The organism is Microbacterium barkeri, assembly GCF_027921765.1.
In the GTDB taxonomy this organism is placed as follows: domain Bacteria; phylum Actinomycetota; class Actinomycetes; order Actinomycetales; family Microbacteriaceae; genus Microbacterium; species Microbacterium barkeri.
Genome location: NZ_BSEJ01000013.1, coordinates 22,336 through 37,772 on the forward strand (window position 1 = coordinate 22,336; position 15,437 = coordinate 37,772).

11 protein-coding genes are annotated in these 15,437 nt (G+C 72.5%); 4 read left to right on the forward strand and 7 right to left on the reverse strand.

What is annotated here, in order from left to right:
* Positions 1-15 precede the first annotated feature (15 nt).
* Complete coding sequence (locus PKE79_RS12890; protein ID WP_271174105.1) at positions 16-1,152, forward strand: hypothetical protein; 1,137 nt, start codon at positions 16-18, stop codon at positions 1,150-1,152.
* Here the strand turns inward: PKE79_RS12890 and PKE79_RS12895 are convergent.
* Both PKE79_RS12895 and PKE79_RS12900 read right to left on the reverse strand, forming a co-directional pair.
* Positions 1,097-1,954 (reverse strand): cytochrome c oxidase assembly protein, encoded by an 858-nt coding sequence (locus PKE79_RS12895; RefSeq protein WP_271174106.1) that lies wholly within the window; start codon positions 1,952-1,954, stop codon positions 1,097-1,099. The genes PKE79_RS12890 and PKE79_RS12895 overlap by 56 nt on opposite strands.
* Complete coding sequence (locus PKE79_RS12900) at positions 1,951-2,448, reverse strand: DUF2243 domain-containing protein (protein ID WP_271174107.1); 498 nt, start codon at positions 2,446-2,448, stop codon at positions 1,951-1,953. Before PKE79_RS12900 ends, PKE79_RS12895 begins: the two co-directional genes overlap by 4 nt.
* 153 nt (positions 2,449-2,601) lie before the next feature.
* On the opposite strand from PKE79_RS12900, the gene PKE79_RS12905 reads away from it, so the two are divergent.
* Both PKE79_RS12905 and PKE79_RS12910 read left to right on the forward strand, forming a co-directional pair.
* Positions 2,602-3,750: a zinc-dependent alcohol dehydrogenase gene (locus PKE79_RS12905; RefSeq protein ID WP_271174108.1), complete on the forward strand. Its 1,149-nt coding sequence runs from the start codon at positions 2,602-2,604 to the stop codon at positions 3,748-3,750.
* Positions 3,751-3,761: 11 nt separating this feature from the next.
* Positions 3,762-4,292, forward strand: coding sequence for a hypothetical protein (locus PKE79_RS12910; protein ID WP_271174109.1), 531 nt, complete (start codon positions 3,762-3,764; stop codon positions 4,290-4,292).
* A gap of 115 nt (positions 4,293-4,407) precedes the next feature.
* On the opposite strand, the gene PKE79_RS12915 is transcribed toward PKE79_RS12910, so the two are convergent.
* The 4 genes from PKE79_RS12915 to PKE79_RS12930 all read right to left on the reverse strand — a co-directional run bounded on the left by PKE79_RS12915 (position 4,408) and on the right by PKE79_RS12930 (position 8,648).
* Entirely contained in the window at positions 4,408-4,800 is a 393-nt protein-coding gene (locus PKE79_RS12915) for a DUF779 domain-containing protein (protein WP_271174110.1), read from the reverse strand.
* Positions 4,801-4,897: 97 nt separating this feature from the next.
* Entirely contained in the window at positions 4,898-6,445 is a 1,548-nt protein-coding gene (gene exaC, locus PKE79_RS12920) for an acetaldehyde dehydrogenase ExaC (RefSeq protein WP_271174111.1), read from the reverse strand.
* A gap of 100 nt (positions 6,446-6,545) precedes the next feature.
* Entirely contained in the window at positions 6,546-7,853 is a 1,308-nt protein-coding gene (locus PKE79_RS12925) for a GAF domain-containing protein (protein WP_271174112.1), read from the reverse strand.
* 72 nt (positions 7,854-7,925) lie between these two features.
* Positions 7,926-8,648 carry a GNAT family N-acetyltransferase gene (locus PKE79_RS12930; RefSeq protein ID WP_271174113.1) on the reverse strand — a complete coding sequence of 241 codons (723 nt, stop codon included), beginning with the start codon at positions 8,646-8,648 and terminating at the stop codon, positions 7,926-7,928.
* A gap of 398 nt (positions 8,649-9,046) precedes the next feature.
* On the opposite strand from PKE79_RS12930, the gene PKE79_RS12935 reads away from it, so the two are divergent.
* Positions 9,047-14,017, forward strand: a complete 4,971-nt coding sequence (locus PKE79_RS12935) for a CshA/CshB family fibrillar adhesin-related protein (protein WP_271174114.1) — start codon at positions 9,047-9,049, stop codon at positions 14,015-14,017.
* 70 nt (positions 14,018-14,087) lie between these two features.
* Here the strand turns inward: PKE79_RS12935 and PKE79_RS12940 are convergent, their stop codons facing one another.
* Positions 14,088-15,386 carry a glycoside hydrolase family 32 protein gene (locus PKE79_RS12940; protein ID WP_271174115.1) on the reverse strand — a complete coding sequence of 433 codons (1,299 nt, stop codon included), beginning with the start codon at positions 15,384-15,386 and terminating at the stop codon, positions 14,088-14,090.
* Positions 15,387-15,437: the final 51 nt, after the last annotated feature.

Here is a 15,437-nt window from a genome sequence, read left to right on the forward strand (position 1 = left end):
TGTAGCGTGAAGGCCATGTCCGGAACGACGCAGCAGAGCGTGCCGTTCGACGCGCGCCCCCTCACCGAGCCCGTCGACCGCGCTGACGTGAAGCGGTTCTCCGACGAGCTCTCGCGACGCTTCCCGAGCGGCACCGGAGCCGGCGCGGTCGTCGCGGTGATCGTGATCGTCTTCGTCGGCGTCATGATCCTCGGGTTCGGCGGCCTCATCCTGTCGATCCTGCTCATGGTCGCGGACGCCGACGGCGCCTCGGGCGCCGGATTCTGGGTCTCGCTCGGCATCGCGGCCCTCGTCATCGGCGCGGCCGTCTGGGGCGTCCGGGCGTTCCAGGGGCAGCGCCGCGAGCGCCAGTACCGGCTCGACCGCTTCGCGCGCGCGAACGGCATGAGCTACCTCCCGTCACTCGGCGGCCCCGCCCTCCCCGGCATGATCTTCGGGCTCGGTCGCGCCCGCCGCTCGAACGACCTCGTGCGCGGCGAGGCGCCGCGGTTCGCGGAGTTCGCGAACTACCAGTACACGACCGGATCGGGGAAGAACCAGACCACGCATCGCTGGGGCTACGTGGCCATCCGACTCGACGCCCCGCTGCCCCACATCGTGCTCGATGCCGTGGGCAACAACACGATCTTCGGCTCGAACCTCCCGGTCGGCTTCGACAAGGACCAGCGGCTGTCGCTCGAGGGCGACTTCGACCGGCACTTCGCGCTCTACTGCCCGCAGGGCTACGAGGCCGACGCGCTCTACCTCTTCACGCCCGACATCATGGCGCGCTTCCTCGACCACGCCGGGCAGCTCGACGTCGAGATCGTCGACGACTGGCTGTTCCTCTACACGCGGCGCGAGGTCTCGACGCTCGATCCCGCGACCTGGGCGTGGCTCTTCTCGGTCGTCGCCGCCCTCATCCACAAGCTCGATCAGTGGGGGCGCTGGCGTGACGAGCGGCTCGCAGCGGGCACGGGGGTGCCGCGTCCGATCGCCTCGGGGCACCACGAGGCGCCCGCCTTCTCGGCGGCCGCGCCCCTCACGCCTCCGCCGCGCGGAGTGGCCGAGCCGGGTCGGCGCCTCAAGCGCCGGTTCTCGTGGTTCGGCATCGTCATCATCGCCTTCGTGATCCTGCAGTTCGTGCTGCAGGTGATGGGCGTGCTCGACTGAGCGGATCGGCCGCGCCGATCGCGACGCGGCGCCCGCTCTCGCGATACCAGCGGGCGCAGAGGAGCACGACGAGTCCGAGCTCGACGACCCCGCCCGCGTAGTACATCGTGAGCGCGCCGAGCCGCTCGTCGGCGACGGAGGTCGCACCCGGGGGATGCGCGTAGAGGAGCTTCGCGAGAACCGCGTGCGATGCCATCGCGAGGACGAGCACGATCGCGCGCGTCGTCCATCGGCTCGCGTGCGGGTTCGGGTCGACGCCGACCAGCGCGGCCGTGAAGAGATAGCCGGCCGCGACGGTGTGCGCGTGCACGACGAGGTGCACGAACGGGCTCGCCTGCATCGCCTCGTGCAGCGGCGTGAGATGGATGAGCCACAGGCCGCCCGAGGAGAGGAGCGCCGCGGTCACGGGGTGCGCGAGCACGCGCACGGGCGCGCTGCGCAGCAGGCGCGACAGCCGCCGCGCCGGCGTGACGGGGAGCGTGCGGAGAGCGAGGGTGACGGGGGCGGCGAGCACGAGCAGGATCGGCGCCAGCATGCCGCCAACGACATGGCCCCACGCGTGTCCGACGAAGCTGCCGTGAACGGTCGAGGCGAGCGGCTCGACGACCGGCGCGGTCGCGGCCGCGATGCCGACGCACCAGAGGACCATCCGGTGCACGGGCCACGGCCGCCCGCCGCGCCGCGAGGCGATCGCTCCTGCCGCGTACGACGCGACCGCGAGCGCGGCCACTGCGAGGACGACGACGTCGAGCGGGACTCCCGCTCCGTGGGCGTGCGCGTGGCCGTCGGGCGTCGGCGTCATCGCTCGACGTGCGCCCACGCGGCGGCCGTGCGCGTGCGGACGACGAGGACGAGGCCCGCCGCGAGCAGCAGCACGGCGATCGCGTTCCACGCGATGTCGTAGGGCAGGACGTCGTCCACGTACCGGATCTGGTGGAGCCCGAGCACCTTGTGCTGGATCGTGCCGTCGTACAGCTGGAAGGCGCCGGCGCCCAGCAGGGCTCCGCCGACCCAGCGCGGCGTCCAGAGCGCCCCGCGGCGCGCGACATCCGCGAGGAGGAACAGCCCGGCCACGGTGCCGAACCAGCTGAACGCGTGGAAGAGCCCATCCGACACGAGGCCGGCCGCGGGGGTGCCGCGGTCGTAGAAGTGGTGCCAGTGCAGGATCTGGTGGAACACGGCCTCGTCGACGAACGCGACGAGGCCCATGCCGAAGAGCGCACCGGCCCACGCGGTGCGCGTCGCGTACGTGCCGCGCGCGGCCCACAGGGTCCGGGGGTCAGGAGATCCGGCCATGCTCCGACGCTCTCGCGTGCGCCGTCGCCATCCAAGCCATGGACATCCGCCGACCCGTCGTGCTACGCGCTGCGTCGCACAGCGCCGAGCCATCCGCAACCCCCTCGCGCCATCCGAGCGCCCTGCGCAGACTCGACGCGACGAGGAGGACACATGAAGGCGCTGACGTACCGAGGTCCGTACAAGCTCCAGGTGACGGAGAAGCCCGACCCCCGCATCGAGCATCCGAACGATGCCATCGTCCGCGTGACGCGGGCCGCGATCTGCGGGTCGGACCTGCACCTGCTGCACGGGATGCTCCCGGACACGCGCATCGGGCACACGTTCGGCCACGAGTTCATCGGCGTCGTCGAGGGGGTCGGCGGCTCGGTGCAGCGCCTCGCGGTCGGCGACAAGGTCATGGTGCCGTTCAACATCTTCTGCGGGTCGTGCGCGTTCTGCCGGCAGGGCCTCTTCTCGAACTGCCACAGCGTGAACGCGAACGCGACCGCGGTGGGCGGCATCTACGGCTACTCGCACACGGCGGGCGGCTACGACGGCGGTCAGGCGGAGCGCGTGCGCGTGCCGTTCGCGGACGTCGGGCCCATGGTCATCCCCGAGTGGCTGAGCGACGAGGACGCGCTCATGCTCACCGACGCGTTCACGACCGGCTACTTCGGCGCCCGGCTCGGGCACATCGAGGAGGGCGACACCGTCGCGGTCTTCGGTGCGGGCCCGGTGGGGCTCGCCGCGGCGCGCTCGGCCTGGCTCATGGGCGCGGGCCGCGTGCTCGTGCTCGACCACCTCGACTACCGGCTGGAGAAGGCGCGCTCGTTCGCGTACGCCGAGACGCACGCGCTGTCGGAGATCGGCGATCCCGTGCTGCACCTCAAGCGCGAGACCGACCACCTCGGGGCCGACGTCGTGATCGACGCCGTGGGCGCCGAGGCCGACGGCGGATGGCTGCAGCACGTGACCGCCTCGAAGCTCAAGCTCCAGGGCGGCTCTCCGGTCGCGCTGAACTGGGCGATCGACGGTGTGCGCAAGGGCGGCAACGTCGCCGTGATCGGAGCGTACGGCCCGCTGCACAGCGCCGTCCGGTTCGGCGACGCGATGAACAAGGGGCTCACGATCCGCGCCAACCAGACGCCCGTGCGCGCGATGTGGCCCGCCCTGCTCGACCACGTGCGCGCCGGCCGGCTGGCGCCGCGCGAGCTCGTGACGCACCGGCTGCCGCTCGACGACATCGTCGACGGCTACCACATGGTCTCGGCGAAGCTCGACGACTGCATCAAGACCGTCGTCGAGGTCTCGGACGACTGAGGAGGATGGACATGACGCAGCCCGTCGACGCGCTCCGCCCGCGCATCCCCGGCTGGGGGATCGAGCTCGAGGACGGATGGCGCGAGGAGCACGAGCTCGATCCGCAGGATCTCGCCGCCCCCTGGGCGCTCGAGGAGCGGATGTCCGACCCCGCGCACGAGCACTCGATCGAGCATCCGCAGCTGCCGCCCGTGTTCGGCACCGCCCAGCCGCTGCACGGGCTCTCGGGCAGGATCCGCCGGATCGCCTACGCCCGGTACAGCGAGGGCAAGCTGCGGCACTGGCTGCTGCTCGTGCTCGGCGACCGCGTGGAGTCGATCGGCGCGCACGTGCGCTCGCTCGCGTCGCGCCATCCCGACAACCCGATCACGCAGACGGGCGTGCTGGGAGAGCGGAGCCGGCGCCCTGTCGGGTCGCGCATCGGCCGCGGCCGCATCGACCTCCGCCACGCGTGGATGGACCCGATCATCGTCGTCGGGCCGTGGGTGCTCGCGGGAGTCCTCGCGGTGCGCGCCCTCGGCTCCCTCACGCGGCGCCGGTAACGGCAGCCCAGATCTGCATGTCTCACTCGCCGTCGGTTCGGCGCCCCGATACCCGCCGTGAGCGAGACATGCAGGCAGGGGACGGCGTGAACAGGGACACGCTCCCAGCGTGCGGCTACGCCCGCGGCGTCAGGCCGAAGTGCTCCAGCTCGGGCTCCGTGAGCATGCGAGACCGGATGAGGAACCGCATGCCCGTGGGCGACTCGACGCTGAACCCTCCCCCGCGCCCCGGCACGACGTCGATCGTGAGGTGCGTGTACTTCCAGTACTCGAACTGCGACTCCGACATGTAGACCTCGATCGGGTCGTCGAGACCCGCGTCGATCGTCCCGAGCAGCACATCGCCCGTGCCGGTCAGGTACATCCCGACCGGATAGCACATGGGCGACGAGCCGTCGCAGCACCCGCCCGACTGGTGGAACATGAGCGGCCCGTGCTGGGCCGTGAGCGTGCGCAGAAGAGCAGCCGCCGCCTCGGTCACCGCGACCCTGCTGAGCTCCTCGGACATCCCTCCTCCTTCCCTGTGCACCCGCGACGTCGTCGTCGCGGGGATCCGACGCCCGGGCGGGGATTCGGGTCATCCCGCCCGGGCGGATCCGATCGGATCAGAAGAAGCCCATGGGCCCCTCCGCATAGGAGACGAGAAGGTTCTTCGTCTGCTGGTAGTGATCGAGCATACGCAGGTGGTTCTCCCGCCCGATACCCGACTGCTTGTAGCCGCCGAAGGCGGCGTGCGCCGGGTACTGGTGGTAGGTGTTCGTCCACACCCGCCCTGCTTCGATCGCGCGACCAGCACGGTAGCAGAGGTCGGCACTCCGACTCCATACCCCCGCGCCCAGACCGTAGAGGGTGTCGTTGGCGGTCGCGATGGCGTCGTCGTACGTGTCGAAGCCGGTGACCGAGACGACGGGGCCGAAGATCTCCTCCTGGAAGATCCGCATGCTGTTCTGCCCCTCGAACACGGTCGGAGCCACGTAGTACCCGTCCGTGAGGTCGCCGCCGAGGTCGACGCGCTCGCCGCCCGCGAGGACCTTCGCGCCCTCGTCCTTGCCGATCTGGATGTACGACAGGATCTTCTCGAGCTGGTCGTTCGACGCCTGCGCGCCGATCATCGTCTCGGGGTCGAGCGGGTTGCCCTGCCGGATCCTCGAGACGCGGTCGAGCCCATCCGACAGGAACGTGTCGTAGATCGACCGCTGGATGAGCGCGCGCGACGGACACGTGCAGACCTCGCCCTGGTTCAGGGCGAACATCGCGAAGCCCTCCTTCGCCTTCTCGTAGTACGCGTCCTGCGCCGACGCGACGTCCTCGAAGAAGATGTTCGGGCTCTTGCCTCCCAGCTCGAGCGTCACGGGGATGAGGTTCTGCGACGCGTACTGCATGATGAGGCGCCCGGTGGTCGTCTCGCCCGTGAACGCGACCTTGCGGATGCGCTTGTGCGACGCGAGCGGAGCGCCCGCCTCGATGCCGAAGCCGTTGACGATGTTCACGACGCCCGCCGGCAGGAGGTCGCCGATGAGGTCGAAGAGGAACAGGATCGACGCGGGCGTCTGCTCGGCGGGCTTGAGGACGACGCAGTTGCCCGCGGCGAGCGCGGGCGCGAGCTTCCACGTCGCCATGAGGATGGGGAAGTTCCACGGGATGATCTGGCCCACGACGCCGAGCGGCTCGTGGAAGTGGTACGCGACGGTGTTCTCGTCGAGCTGGCTGATCCCGCCCTCCTGCGCACGCAGCACGCCCGCGAAGTAGCGGAAGTGGTCGACCGCGAGCGGGATGTCGGCCGCGAGCGTCTCGCGCACGGGCTTGCCGTTCTCCCACGTCTCGGCGACGGCGATCGCCTCGAGGTTCTGCTCGATGCGGTCGGCGATCCGGTTGAGGATGACGCTGCGCTCGGCGGGGCTCGTGTGCCGCCACGACGCGAACGCCTTCCACGCCGTCTCGACGGCGCGGTCGATGTCCTCGGCGGTGCCGCGGCCGACTTCGCAGAACGGCTTGCCGTTGACGGGCGAGATGTCCTCGAAGTACTCGCCCTTGACCGGGGCGACGAACTCCCCGCCGATGTAGTGGCCGTAGCGAGCGCGGTACTGGGCGACGGAGCCCTTCTCGCCCGGGGCGGCGTAGACGCTCGAGACGCCCTCTTCCACGATGGTCATTGCTGTCTCCTTCGACTGCGCGACGTCGCGGGGATGCCCCCGCGTGGCTGTGCCGTCACGCTACGTCGCCGGAGGTTGCATCGGATTGCGCGCGGGAGGGCTACTCGAGCGCCACGAGCCGCGCGACGACGCCGGCGCGCCGCGGCGACCGGGCCGGGAGCATCCGCAGCACCTGCCGCAGCGCCTCGACGTCGTCGGCGCCCGCCGCGGTGTCGGTGTACGCGAGGAGCACGTCGACGCCGGCCTCCGCGAGGAGCGCCTCCCGCAGGGACGAGCGGATGGTCTCGCGCAGCTCCTCGACGCCCGGTGCGGCCGAGTCGGGCAGGACGTCGCCCCGGTAGGCCGCGAGCGCGACGCGGTGGGCGCCGCGGTCGAGGAGCGAGAGCACCTGCTGCGCGTCGGTCTCGATCTCGCCGGCCATCCGATACGGGCGGGACTCGGGGACGAGCGCCGGCGCCATCCGCTCGAGCAGCTTGCGCAGCCGCACCATCTCGGGCCGCAGCGTGCCGATCGCGGCGGGGTCGCCGTACACGAGCTCGGCGAGCCGCTCGGCCGTGAGCCCCTGACGATGGGTCGCGAGCATGAGCACGAGCTCGGCGTGGCGCATGCCGAGCTCGACGACGCGCTCGCCGCCGTCTCCGGCGAGGGTGAGCAGCGCGCGATCGCGGCCGAGCACGCTGAGCGTCGCCCGCTGCGCCGTCTCGACGCGTCGCCGCGGCTTCCGCGACGGCTCCCTCTCCGCGCGCAGCCGCGCGACCAGGAGCTCGCCCTCGACCGCGCGCGCCGTGGCGTCGACGAGCAGCTGCGCCTGCGGGGTCGCGGCCTCGTCGCCGCCGGTCACGTCGATGACCCCGATGAGGCGGCCGTTCTCGGGGTCTCTGACCGGGGCGGCCGTGCACGACCACGGCTGCACGAAGCGGTTGAAGTGCTCGGCGCCGCGCACCTGCACCGACCTCCCGAGGGCGAGCGCCGTGCCGGGTGCCGCGGTGCCGACCCGGTCCTCGGCCCAGTTCGCGCCCTCGACGAAGCCCATGTCTCCCGTGAGCGCGCGCACGCGGCGGTCGCCCTCGACCCAGAGGAGGCGGCCGGCGGCATCGCCGACCGCGACGACGACGCCCGCCTCGTCGGCCTCGCCGGGGAGGAGGAGCCCGCGGATGAGCGCGAGCGCGCCCGCGAGCGGATGGGCACGCCGGTACTCCTCGAGGGCGGCTCCGGTCAGCTCGAGAGCGGGCAGCGCCTCGGCTCCCACCGCGCTGCCGACGGACCTCCGCCACGACTCCCGCACGAGGGGCCGCACCTGCGCGAGGCGCGGATCCGCGCTGTTGCCGGCGAGGAGCTCATCGTGCGCGCGCTCGACGAGGAGCCGCGAGGCGCGGACGCCCTCGCTGCGCAGCCACGGCGACGACATGGGGCTCCTTCCTCGTCGAGGGAGCGGATGGCCACCAGTGTAGGTCGCCGCGCTGCTGTCGGGGAGGCCCGGTCAGCGCTCGGGCGTCTGCACCGTGAGGAACTCCGACGTGCGGCGCAGCGCGAACCCGAGCTTCTCGTAGGCGCGGATCGCGCCGACGTTGTCGGCCGCCGCATGCAGGAGGGCCCGGTCGCCGCGCTCGCGGATGTGGAAGGCGACATCGAGCACGAGCCGCGACGCGAGGCCCTGCCGGCGGTAGGCCTCGTCGGTCGACACGGCGCTGATCTCGGTCCAGCCGGCCGGGTGCAGGCGCTCCCCCGCCATCGCGACGAGGCGGCCATCCCGCCGCACGCCGACATAGCGGCCGAGCTCGTGCGTGCGGGGCAGGAACGGGCCGGGCTGGTTGCGCTCGACGAGCGCGAGCATGTCGGCGACGTCGCCCGCGCCGAGCTCGACGGCCTCGTCGAAGGGCACGGGCGCGAGCCGATCCGTCTCGACGAGCTGGACGCCCGAGCCGCGGCCGAGCTCGGCCCATCCGCTCGGGAGCTCGGGGTCGGCGTTCGAGATCGTGACGGGCGCGCCGGGCCCGAACACGTCGATGAGCGCGTCCCACACGTCGGGGTCGCTCCACGAGCGCACGCCGACGAACGGCGAGACGTCGGCCGGGTAGTGCTTCACAAGCTCGTTGCCGATCGCGAAGTGCGCGTGCGGGCCGGTGAGGGATGACCAGGCCGGGTTGTCGAGGACCGCGTCGTCGATCGCGGGGTCGGCGGGCAGCGGGATGGCCGAGGTCATGGGAGTCCTCCTGTCGAGCGGATGGCGGCACGAGCGGCAACGCGTGACGGCCGCGGACGCTTCCCGACACGCCCGCGGACGAGGCGGGGTGAATGCGCGGGCGAAAAGCGGGGCGAACCTGCAGATCCGCTGAGTGCGGACGGTGGCCGGGCAGAAGTCCCCATAGGGTCGAAGGCGGGGTTGGGGAATCTCGGCGTGCTCGCACGCCCATGCGATCGTTCGGTCTGGGGCCGACGGTCATCTCGGCTTGGCGCCGTGCGCTCTTGGAGCGCGCCGTGTCTCCTGCCCTCTCGAAAAAGAGGCTGTCTGGGGAGGCACCGGTGAAAACGGAGACACCGACGTTCGGCGTGCGCGGAAGGCGCCGTGACGGACGACGACGCAGGACGCGACGCGGCGCGATGGCCGTCATCACGACGCTCGTCGCAGGGCTTGTCGGAGCGACGGGCGCGCTCGTCGTCACGGAGCCCGCTGCGGCGACGTATGCGCAAGGCGGATCGGGCCGGCACATCGGCGCGATCGACTGGATCGAATGGGGCGCGAGCGGCGCTCCGATCACGAACGGGACGACCGCGACGAGCACGCGCGACATCGCGGGTCAGGAGCTCACGACGACGTGCACGATCACGGATGTCGTCGGCAGCGTCGCGGCGTACCGCTCGGGCGACTACAGCGGCGACTCGCTCGACGACCTGTACAACATCGGCGGCGCGGGCTCCGCGAACCAGATGGTGTACGGCCTCGTGAACCGCGACAACGGCGCGACGGTGAGCTTCCACTTCTCGTGCGAGACGCGCCTGAACGGCGCCCTCGTGCCGCTCGGCGGCCTCGTCGTCGCCGATGCGGAGTCGAGCAACCGGAGCCAGGGCGAGTACGTCCAGGCCAAGCCCGACGAGGCCGCCACGACCTGGCGCGTGATCGAGCGGGCGCGCAGCTGCGACACGAACGTGCTGGCGACCCTCGGATCAGACAAGACCCTGCGCCTGCACCCTGATGCCGAGCAGTGCTCCTCGCGACAGCGTGGCGGCAGCGGCCCGATGGCGATCGGCTACATGGACGGCGCGACCGGCGCCGCTGTGACGGTCAAGGGCGGCGGCAAGAGCGCCGTCGCGCTCGGCGTCGTCCTCGAGGCCGACTTCGGCGACGCCCCCGAGAGCTACGGCGCTGCCGGCGCCCTCTTCGAGCGCGCCTGGACCGGCGGCGAGGTGCCGGTGGGCGAGACGAACGTCTCCTCGTCGTCGTTCGCGCTGGCCACCCAGAGCCAGCCCCGCACGCGCCTCGGGGCGATCGTCGACTCGGACAACGGCCACCAGTTCAGCGCGGCCGCCGACGCGGACGACCGCACCGCCCAGGCCGATGAGGACGCGGTGGGCGCGATCGGATCGATCGACGTGACGCCCGGGGAGCGCTACGTGCTCGAGGACGTGGCCTGCACGGGGCCCGGGTTCGTCGCGGCCTGGATCGACTGGAACCGCAACGGCGCCTTCGACGACGGCGAGCGCTCGGGAGCGGTCGAGTGCGTCGGCTCGTCCGTCGACCTGGCATGGACCGTGCCGATGGACGCGCAGGACGGCGCGAGCTTCGCGCGCATCCGCATCGCCCAGACGGCGGATGGCGTCGCCTCGCCCGTGGGGATGACGACGACGGGCGAGGTCGAGGACCACGCGCTCTCGATCGCCCTGCCCCACCTCGCGATCGAGAAGATCTCGGACGCGACCGCGGACACGCGCCCCGGCGACACGGTCACCTACACGGTCCGCGCGCGGAACACGGGAGCCACCGCGTACACCGACGCGTACCCGGCCGTCGTCTTCGACGATCTCTCGGGCGTGCTGGACGACGCCGCGTACAGCGACGACGCGCGAGCCGACCGCGAGGGCGACCTCGCGTACGCCGAGCCGCTGCTGTCGTGGACCGGGCCCCTCGCCGCGGGAGACGCCGTCGAGATCACCTACACGACCATGGTGAAGGCCGGGGGAGACGGCACCGCGCGCAACGTCGCGTGGGAGCCGAACGACCCCGAGAACCCTGCGACCCCGAGCTGCGACCCCGCCGACGGCGGCGTCGACCCGACGACGGGCGAGCCCTGCGCGGAGGCCGTGCACCTGCTCCCGAAGCTGAAGGTCGTGAAGACCGCGGTCACCGAGGAGCTCCCCGCTGTCGGCGAGACCGCGACGTTCCGCATCGAGCTCACGAACGTGGGCCCCGGCGCCTTCACGGCCGAGGAGCCCGCGCGCGTCGAGGACGACCTCGTCGACGTGCTCGACGACGCGGTCTTCGGCGCCGCGACGTCCGATGTCGACCCGCAGCCGGTCTTCGACGGCGAGCGCTATCTCACGTGGCAGGGCGCTCTCGCGTCGGGCCAGACGGTGACGATCGAGTACACGGTCGACTTCCGAGGCACCGGTGACAACGTCCTGCGCAACACCGCGTGCGTGCCCGAGGCCGACACCGCGTCCGGCGCACCGAGCTGCGACTTCGCGCAGATCCCGGCGGCGAACCTCACGTGGTGGAAGACCGTCAAGACGGACGACGACCCCGTCGTCGCCGGCTCGACGCTCGAGTACACGCTGTGGTTCGCGAACGACGGCGAGGCCGATGCGACCGTCGACGCGGTCGACCACCTCGTGCACGTGCTCGACGACGCCGACGTCACCGTCGAGCCTTCGTCCGACACGCTCACGGTCGTCCGCGACGGCGACCGCATCGCCATCACGGGCACGGTCGCTCCCGGCGCCACGGTGCCCGTGCGGTACACCGTGACCGTGAAGCCGGATGGGCAGCGCGGCGACGACGTCGCGGCGAACTTCCTCCTGCCCGCGGGCGAGGAGCCGCCGACCGCGCCCGTGTGCGAGCCCGACGCCGCGCGCTTCCCCGACTGCACGACGACGCCCATCGCGGCCGTCGAGTACGCGAAGTCGGTGACCGCGTCGACCGATCCGGTCGCCGAGGGCACGGTGCTCACCTACGAGATCACCGTCACGGGCACGGGAGAGACGACGGCGCCCGTCGTCCGCGAGGACGACCTCTCGGGCGTTCTCGACGACGCGGACCTGACGACCCAGCCGTCGTCCGACACGGAGTCGGTCACGGTGACCGAGGTGCAGGACGGCCGCTTCGCGATCGGCGGCACGATCGGCGCGGGCAAGACCGCGACGATCACCTACACGGTCACCGTCAGGGCCGCAGCCGATCGCGGCGACCACCGCGCCGACAACTTCCTCGTGACGCCGGGTGAGACCCCGAGCACCTCGTGCGAGAGCGGCGACGACTGCACGTCGACCCCGATGCCCGCGATCTCGGCCGCCAAGTCGGCCGACCCGGCGACGGGCGAGACGGTCGTCGCGGGCCAGCGCGTGACCTACACGCTCGAATTCCGCAACGACGGCACGGCGGCCGGCGACGTCGAGTACGTCGACGACCTGTCCGGTGTGCTCGATGACGCGGCTCTCGTCGACGGCCCGTCCTCCGCCGTGCTCGACGCGGTGATCGACGGCGACGCTCTGCGCGTGTCGGGTACGCTCGAGCCGCGCCAGGTCACGACCGTCGCGTACACGGTCGAGGTCGGGCAGGATGGCGCGCGCGGCGACAACCGCCTCGCCAACGTCCTCGCGCCGAGCGACCTCGGGGAGCCGTCGTGCGACGACGCCCTCGTGTCGTGCACCGAGCACCCTGTGCCCGAGCTCGCCTCGTGGAAGTCGGTCGAGGCATCCGCGACGCCCGTCGCCGCGGGAACCGAGCTGACCTACACGCTCCACTTCGAGAACACGGGCGAGGCGCCCGCGAGCGTCGACGAGGTCGACCACCTCGTCCACGTGCTCGACGACGCCTTCGTGACCGTCGAGCCGACCGCGGGAGCCCTCACGGCCATCCGCGACGGCGACACGATCGCGATCACGGGCGAGGTGGCACCGCGCTCGGTCGAGACCGTGATGTACACGGTGACCGTGAAGGCCGACGGCGAGCGCGGCGACGACATCGCCGCGAACTTCCTGCTGCCGGCGGGCGAGGAGCCGCCGACCGAGCCGACGTGCCAGCCGGCCGACGGCGAGCGCCCCGACTGCACGGTGACGCCCATCGGGCGCCTGCTCACCGGCAAGGCCGTCGAGGCGTCGTCCGACCCGATCGTGACGGGCACGGAGCTCACCTACACCCTGACGTTCGACAACCAGGGCGAGGGCCCCGCGACCGTCGCGCACATCGACCGCCTGGCCGACGTGCTCGACGACGCCACGCTCAGCGAGGCCCCCGTGGCCTCCGACGACGCGCTGCAGGTGACCGAGGTGCTGAACGGCGCCTTCGCGATCACCGGCGAGCTCGCGGCCGGCCAGGTCGTGACCGTGCGGTACACGGTCGTCGTGAACGCCGAGGGCGAGCGCGGGAACGACGTCGCGGCGAACTTCCTCGTGCCCTCGGGCGAGGAGCCGCCCGCGACGTGCGACGGGCCCGACTGCACCGTGACGCCCATCGGCCGCATCACGGCCGAGAAGTCGGCCGACCCCGCGTCGGGCACGGCCGTCGACGCCGGCGACCGCGTGACGTACACGCTGTCGTTCGCGAACGACGGCCAGGCAGCGACCGCGGTCGACTGGACCGACTCGCTCGCCGACGTGCTGGACGACGCCGAGCTCGTCGAGGGCCCCACGGCGGATGGCCTCACGGCCGTCCTCGACGGAGACGTGCTGCACGTCACGGGAACGCTGGACACGGAGGCCACCGCCGCGGTGACCTACACGGTCGAGGTGCGCCCGTATGACGAGCAGGGCGATCACACGCTGGCGAACCACCTCACCCGGACGGGCGAGGAGCCGCCGACCGCGTGCGACCCCGACTCGCGCCTGTGCACGGAGCACCCGACGGTGACGCCGACGCCCGAGCCGACCCCGGAGCCCACTCCGACGGACCCGGCACCCGAGCCCACGCCCGAGCCGACCCCCACGGACCCGGCACCCGAGCCGACGCCCGAGCCGACGCCGACCGACCCGGCACCCGAGCCCACGCCCGAGCCGACCCCGACGGACCCGGCACCTCAGCCGACGCCGGAGCCGACGCCGACCGACCCCGCCCCCGAGCCGACGCCCGAGCCGAGCGAACCGGCGGAGCCCGAGCCGACGGACCCGGCGCCTCAGCCGAGCGAGCCCGCGGAGCCGGAGCCGAGCGAGCCCGCGGAGCCCGCGCCATCCGACCCCGCAGACCCCGCGCCGAGTGCGCCGGCGGACCCGACACCGGCCCCGCAGCCGGAGGACGACGGCTCGCTGTCGCCCACGGGCGTGTCGATCACGGTGGGTGCGCTTCTGGCGGCGCTCGTCGCCGCGGCGGGCGGTGCGGCCCTGATGGTCGTCCGCCGTCGTCGCGAGCGCGACGCGGCCTGACCCGATGAGAGACGGCCGGTCATCCGCAAGGATGGCCGGCCGTCTCTCTGTCTGCCACGGTGGCCCGCCCTCACTCCTGGGGCAGCGCCAGCCGCCACGCGGTCGCCGACACCCCCGGCTCAGCCGACACGGCGTAGTGCTCCCCCTCCGCGGGATACGCACGCAGGGTGACGGATGCGCGTCCCCGCGGGTGCACCTCGACGATCGACGCGTCGATGAGAATGCGCACGTCGTCGCCCCCGAGCTCGCCCCGCCACACGACCTGGTCGCCCAGACGCAGGTCGGCCAACCCGTCCCCCGAGAGCCGGATCTCCGCCTGATCCGGGAGCGCTGCGGGGTCGACCTCCTGGGCTCGGAGCGCGTCGAGCTCGCGTGCGGGTGCGAGATCGACGTCGTCGCTGCGCACCTGCAGCTCGCGCGGGAACGTGAGCAGCCCGGACCATCCCTGCGCGTCGCTGTCCTCCTGGGTGCGCGCACGGGCGCCGTCCTCCGCGACCTCCTGCGCCCATCCCCACAGGAGCACGCGGTCGCCGTGCTCATCCTGCACGGCTTGCGGCGCATAGAACGCCGCCCCCTCGTCGAGGATCCCCGAAGCGCGCCCGCGGAACGCGGGCAGGCCCGAGGCGGGATCGATGTCGAGCGCGCCGATGATGTAGCCGACACCGAGGTGCGGCCGGCCGTCGCGCCACAGCGACACGAGCACGACCCAGTCGTCGCCGCTGCGCACGAGCTGGGGGCACTCCCACCCTTCGCACGCCGGCAGCTGCGCCGCCACCTCGTCGTCCGAGGTGAGGAGGAAGCCGTGCTCCTCCCACGCGTCGAGGTCGTCAGCGGCATAGAGCAGCAGCGCGCCGCGATCCCCCGCGAGACCCGATCCCTGCAGGGCCCAGCGGCGGCCGCCGAGTTCGAAGAGGAACGGATCGCGCACCATCGTGATGGCGGGGTCGGCCGGCATCCGTGCCGCGACGCGTCCGGTCTGCTCCCACCTCTCGGCGTCGGCCGATCCGCGTGCGATCACGACTTCCGAGCGCCCGTCGAAGCCGACGACCCCCGAGTAGATCGCGGTCGGGACGCCGTCGTCGAGCGCGCCGACGCCGCTGAAGCAGCCGGCGGCGTCGGGCCCGCCCTCCTGCGGGCGCAGGGCGATCGGATGCTCCTCCCACCGCAGCAGGTCGGGCGAGCTCACGTGGCCCCAGCAGATGCGCTCGTGCCGCGCCGAATCGGGGTTGTACTGGAAGAACAGGTGCCACCGACCCTCCGTGAAGAGGATGCCGTTGGGGTCGTTCACCCAGCCGTATGCGGGACGGGGGTGAAGCCGCGGGAAGCTGCGATCGGGGTGGCCGACGGCCGGGGCGAGGATGTCCGACATGGGGTCCTTTCGTGAGGGGATGACGCGCGGCTGCCCGCAGGACGCGGGACG

Excerpts from the sequence above, each read along its gene's own strand:
- PKE79_RS12890 (WP_271174105.1), top strand. The coding sequence starts at position 16 with ATGTCCGGAACGACGCAGCAGAGCGTGCCGTTCGACGCGCGCCCCCTC.
- PKE79_RS12895 (WP_271174106.1), bottom strand. The coding sequence starts at position 1,954 with ATGACGCCGACGCCCGACGGCCACGCGCACGCCCACGGAGCGGGAGTC.
- PKE79_RS12900 (WP_271174107.1), bottom strand. The coding sequence starts at position 2,448 with ATGGCCGGATCTCCTGACCCCCGGACCCTGTGGGCCGCGCGCGGCACG.
- PKE79_RS12905 (WP_271174108.1), top strand. The coding sequence starts at position 2,602 with ATGAAGGCGCTGACGTACCGAGGTCCGTACAAGCTCCAGGTGACGGAG.
- PKE79_RS12910 (WP_271174109.1), top strand. The coding sequence starts at position 3,762 with ATGACGCAGCCCGTCGACGCGCTCCGCCCGCGCATCCCCGGCTGGGGG.
- PKE79_RS12915 (WP_271174110.1), bottom strand. The coding sequence starts at position 4,800 with ATGTCCGAGGAGCTCAGCAGGGTCGCGGTGACCGAGGCGGCGGCTGCT.
- exaC (WP_271174111.1), bottom strand. The coding sequence starts at position 6,445 with ATGACCATCGTGGAAGAGGGCGTCTCGAGCGTCTACGCCGCCCCGGGC.
- PKE79_RS12925 (WP_271174112.1), bottom strand. The coding sequence starts at position 7,853 with ATGTCGTCGCCGTGGCTGCGCAGCGAGGGCGTCCGCGCCTCGCGGCTC.
- PKE79_RS12930 (WP_271174113.1), bottom strand. The coding sequence starts at position 8,648 with ATGACCTCGGCCATCCCGCTGCCCGCCGACCCCGCGATCGACGACGCG.
- PKE79_RS12935 (WP_271174114.1), top strand. The coding sequence starts at position 9,047 with ATGGCCGTCATCACGACGCTCGTCGCAGGGCTTGTCGGAGCGACGGGC.
- PKE79_RS12940 (WP_271174115.1), bottom strand. The coding sequence starts at position 15,386 with ATGTCGGACATCCTCGCCCCGGCCGTCGGCCACCCCGATCGCAGCTTC.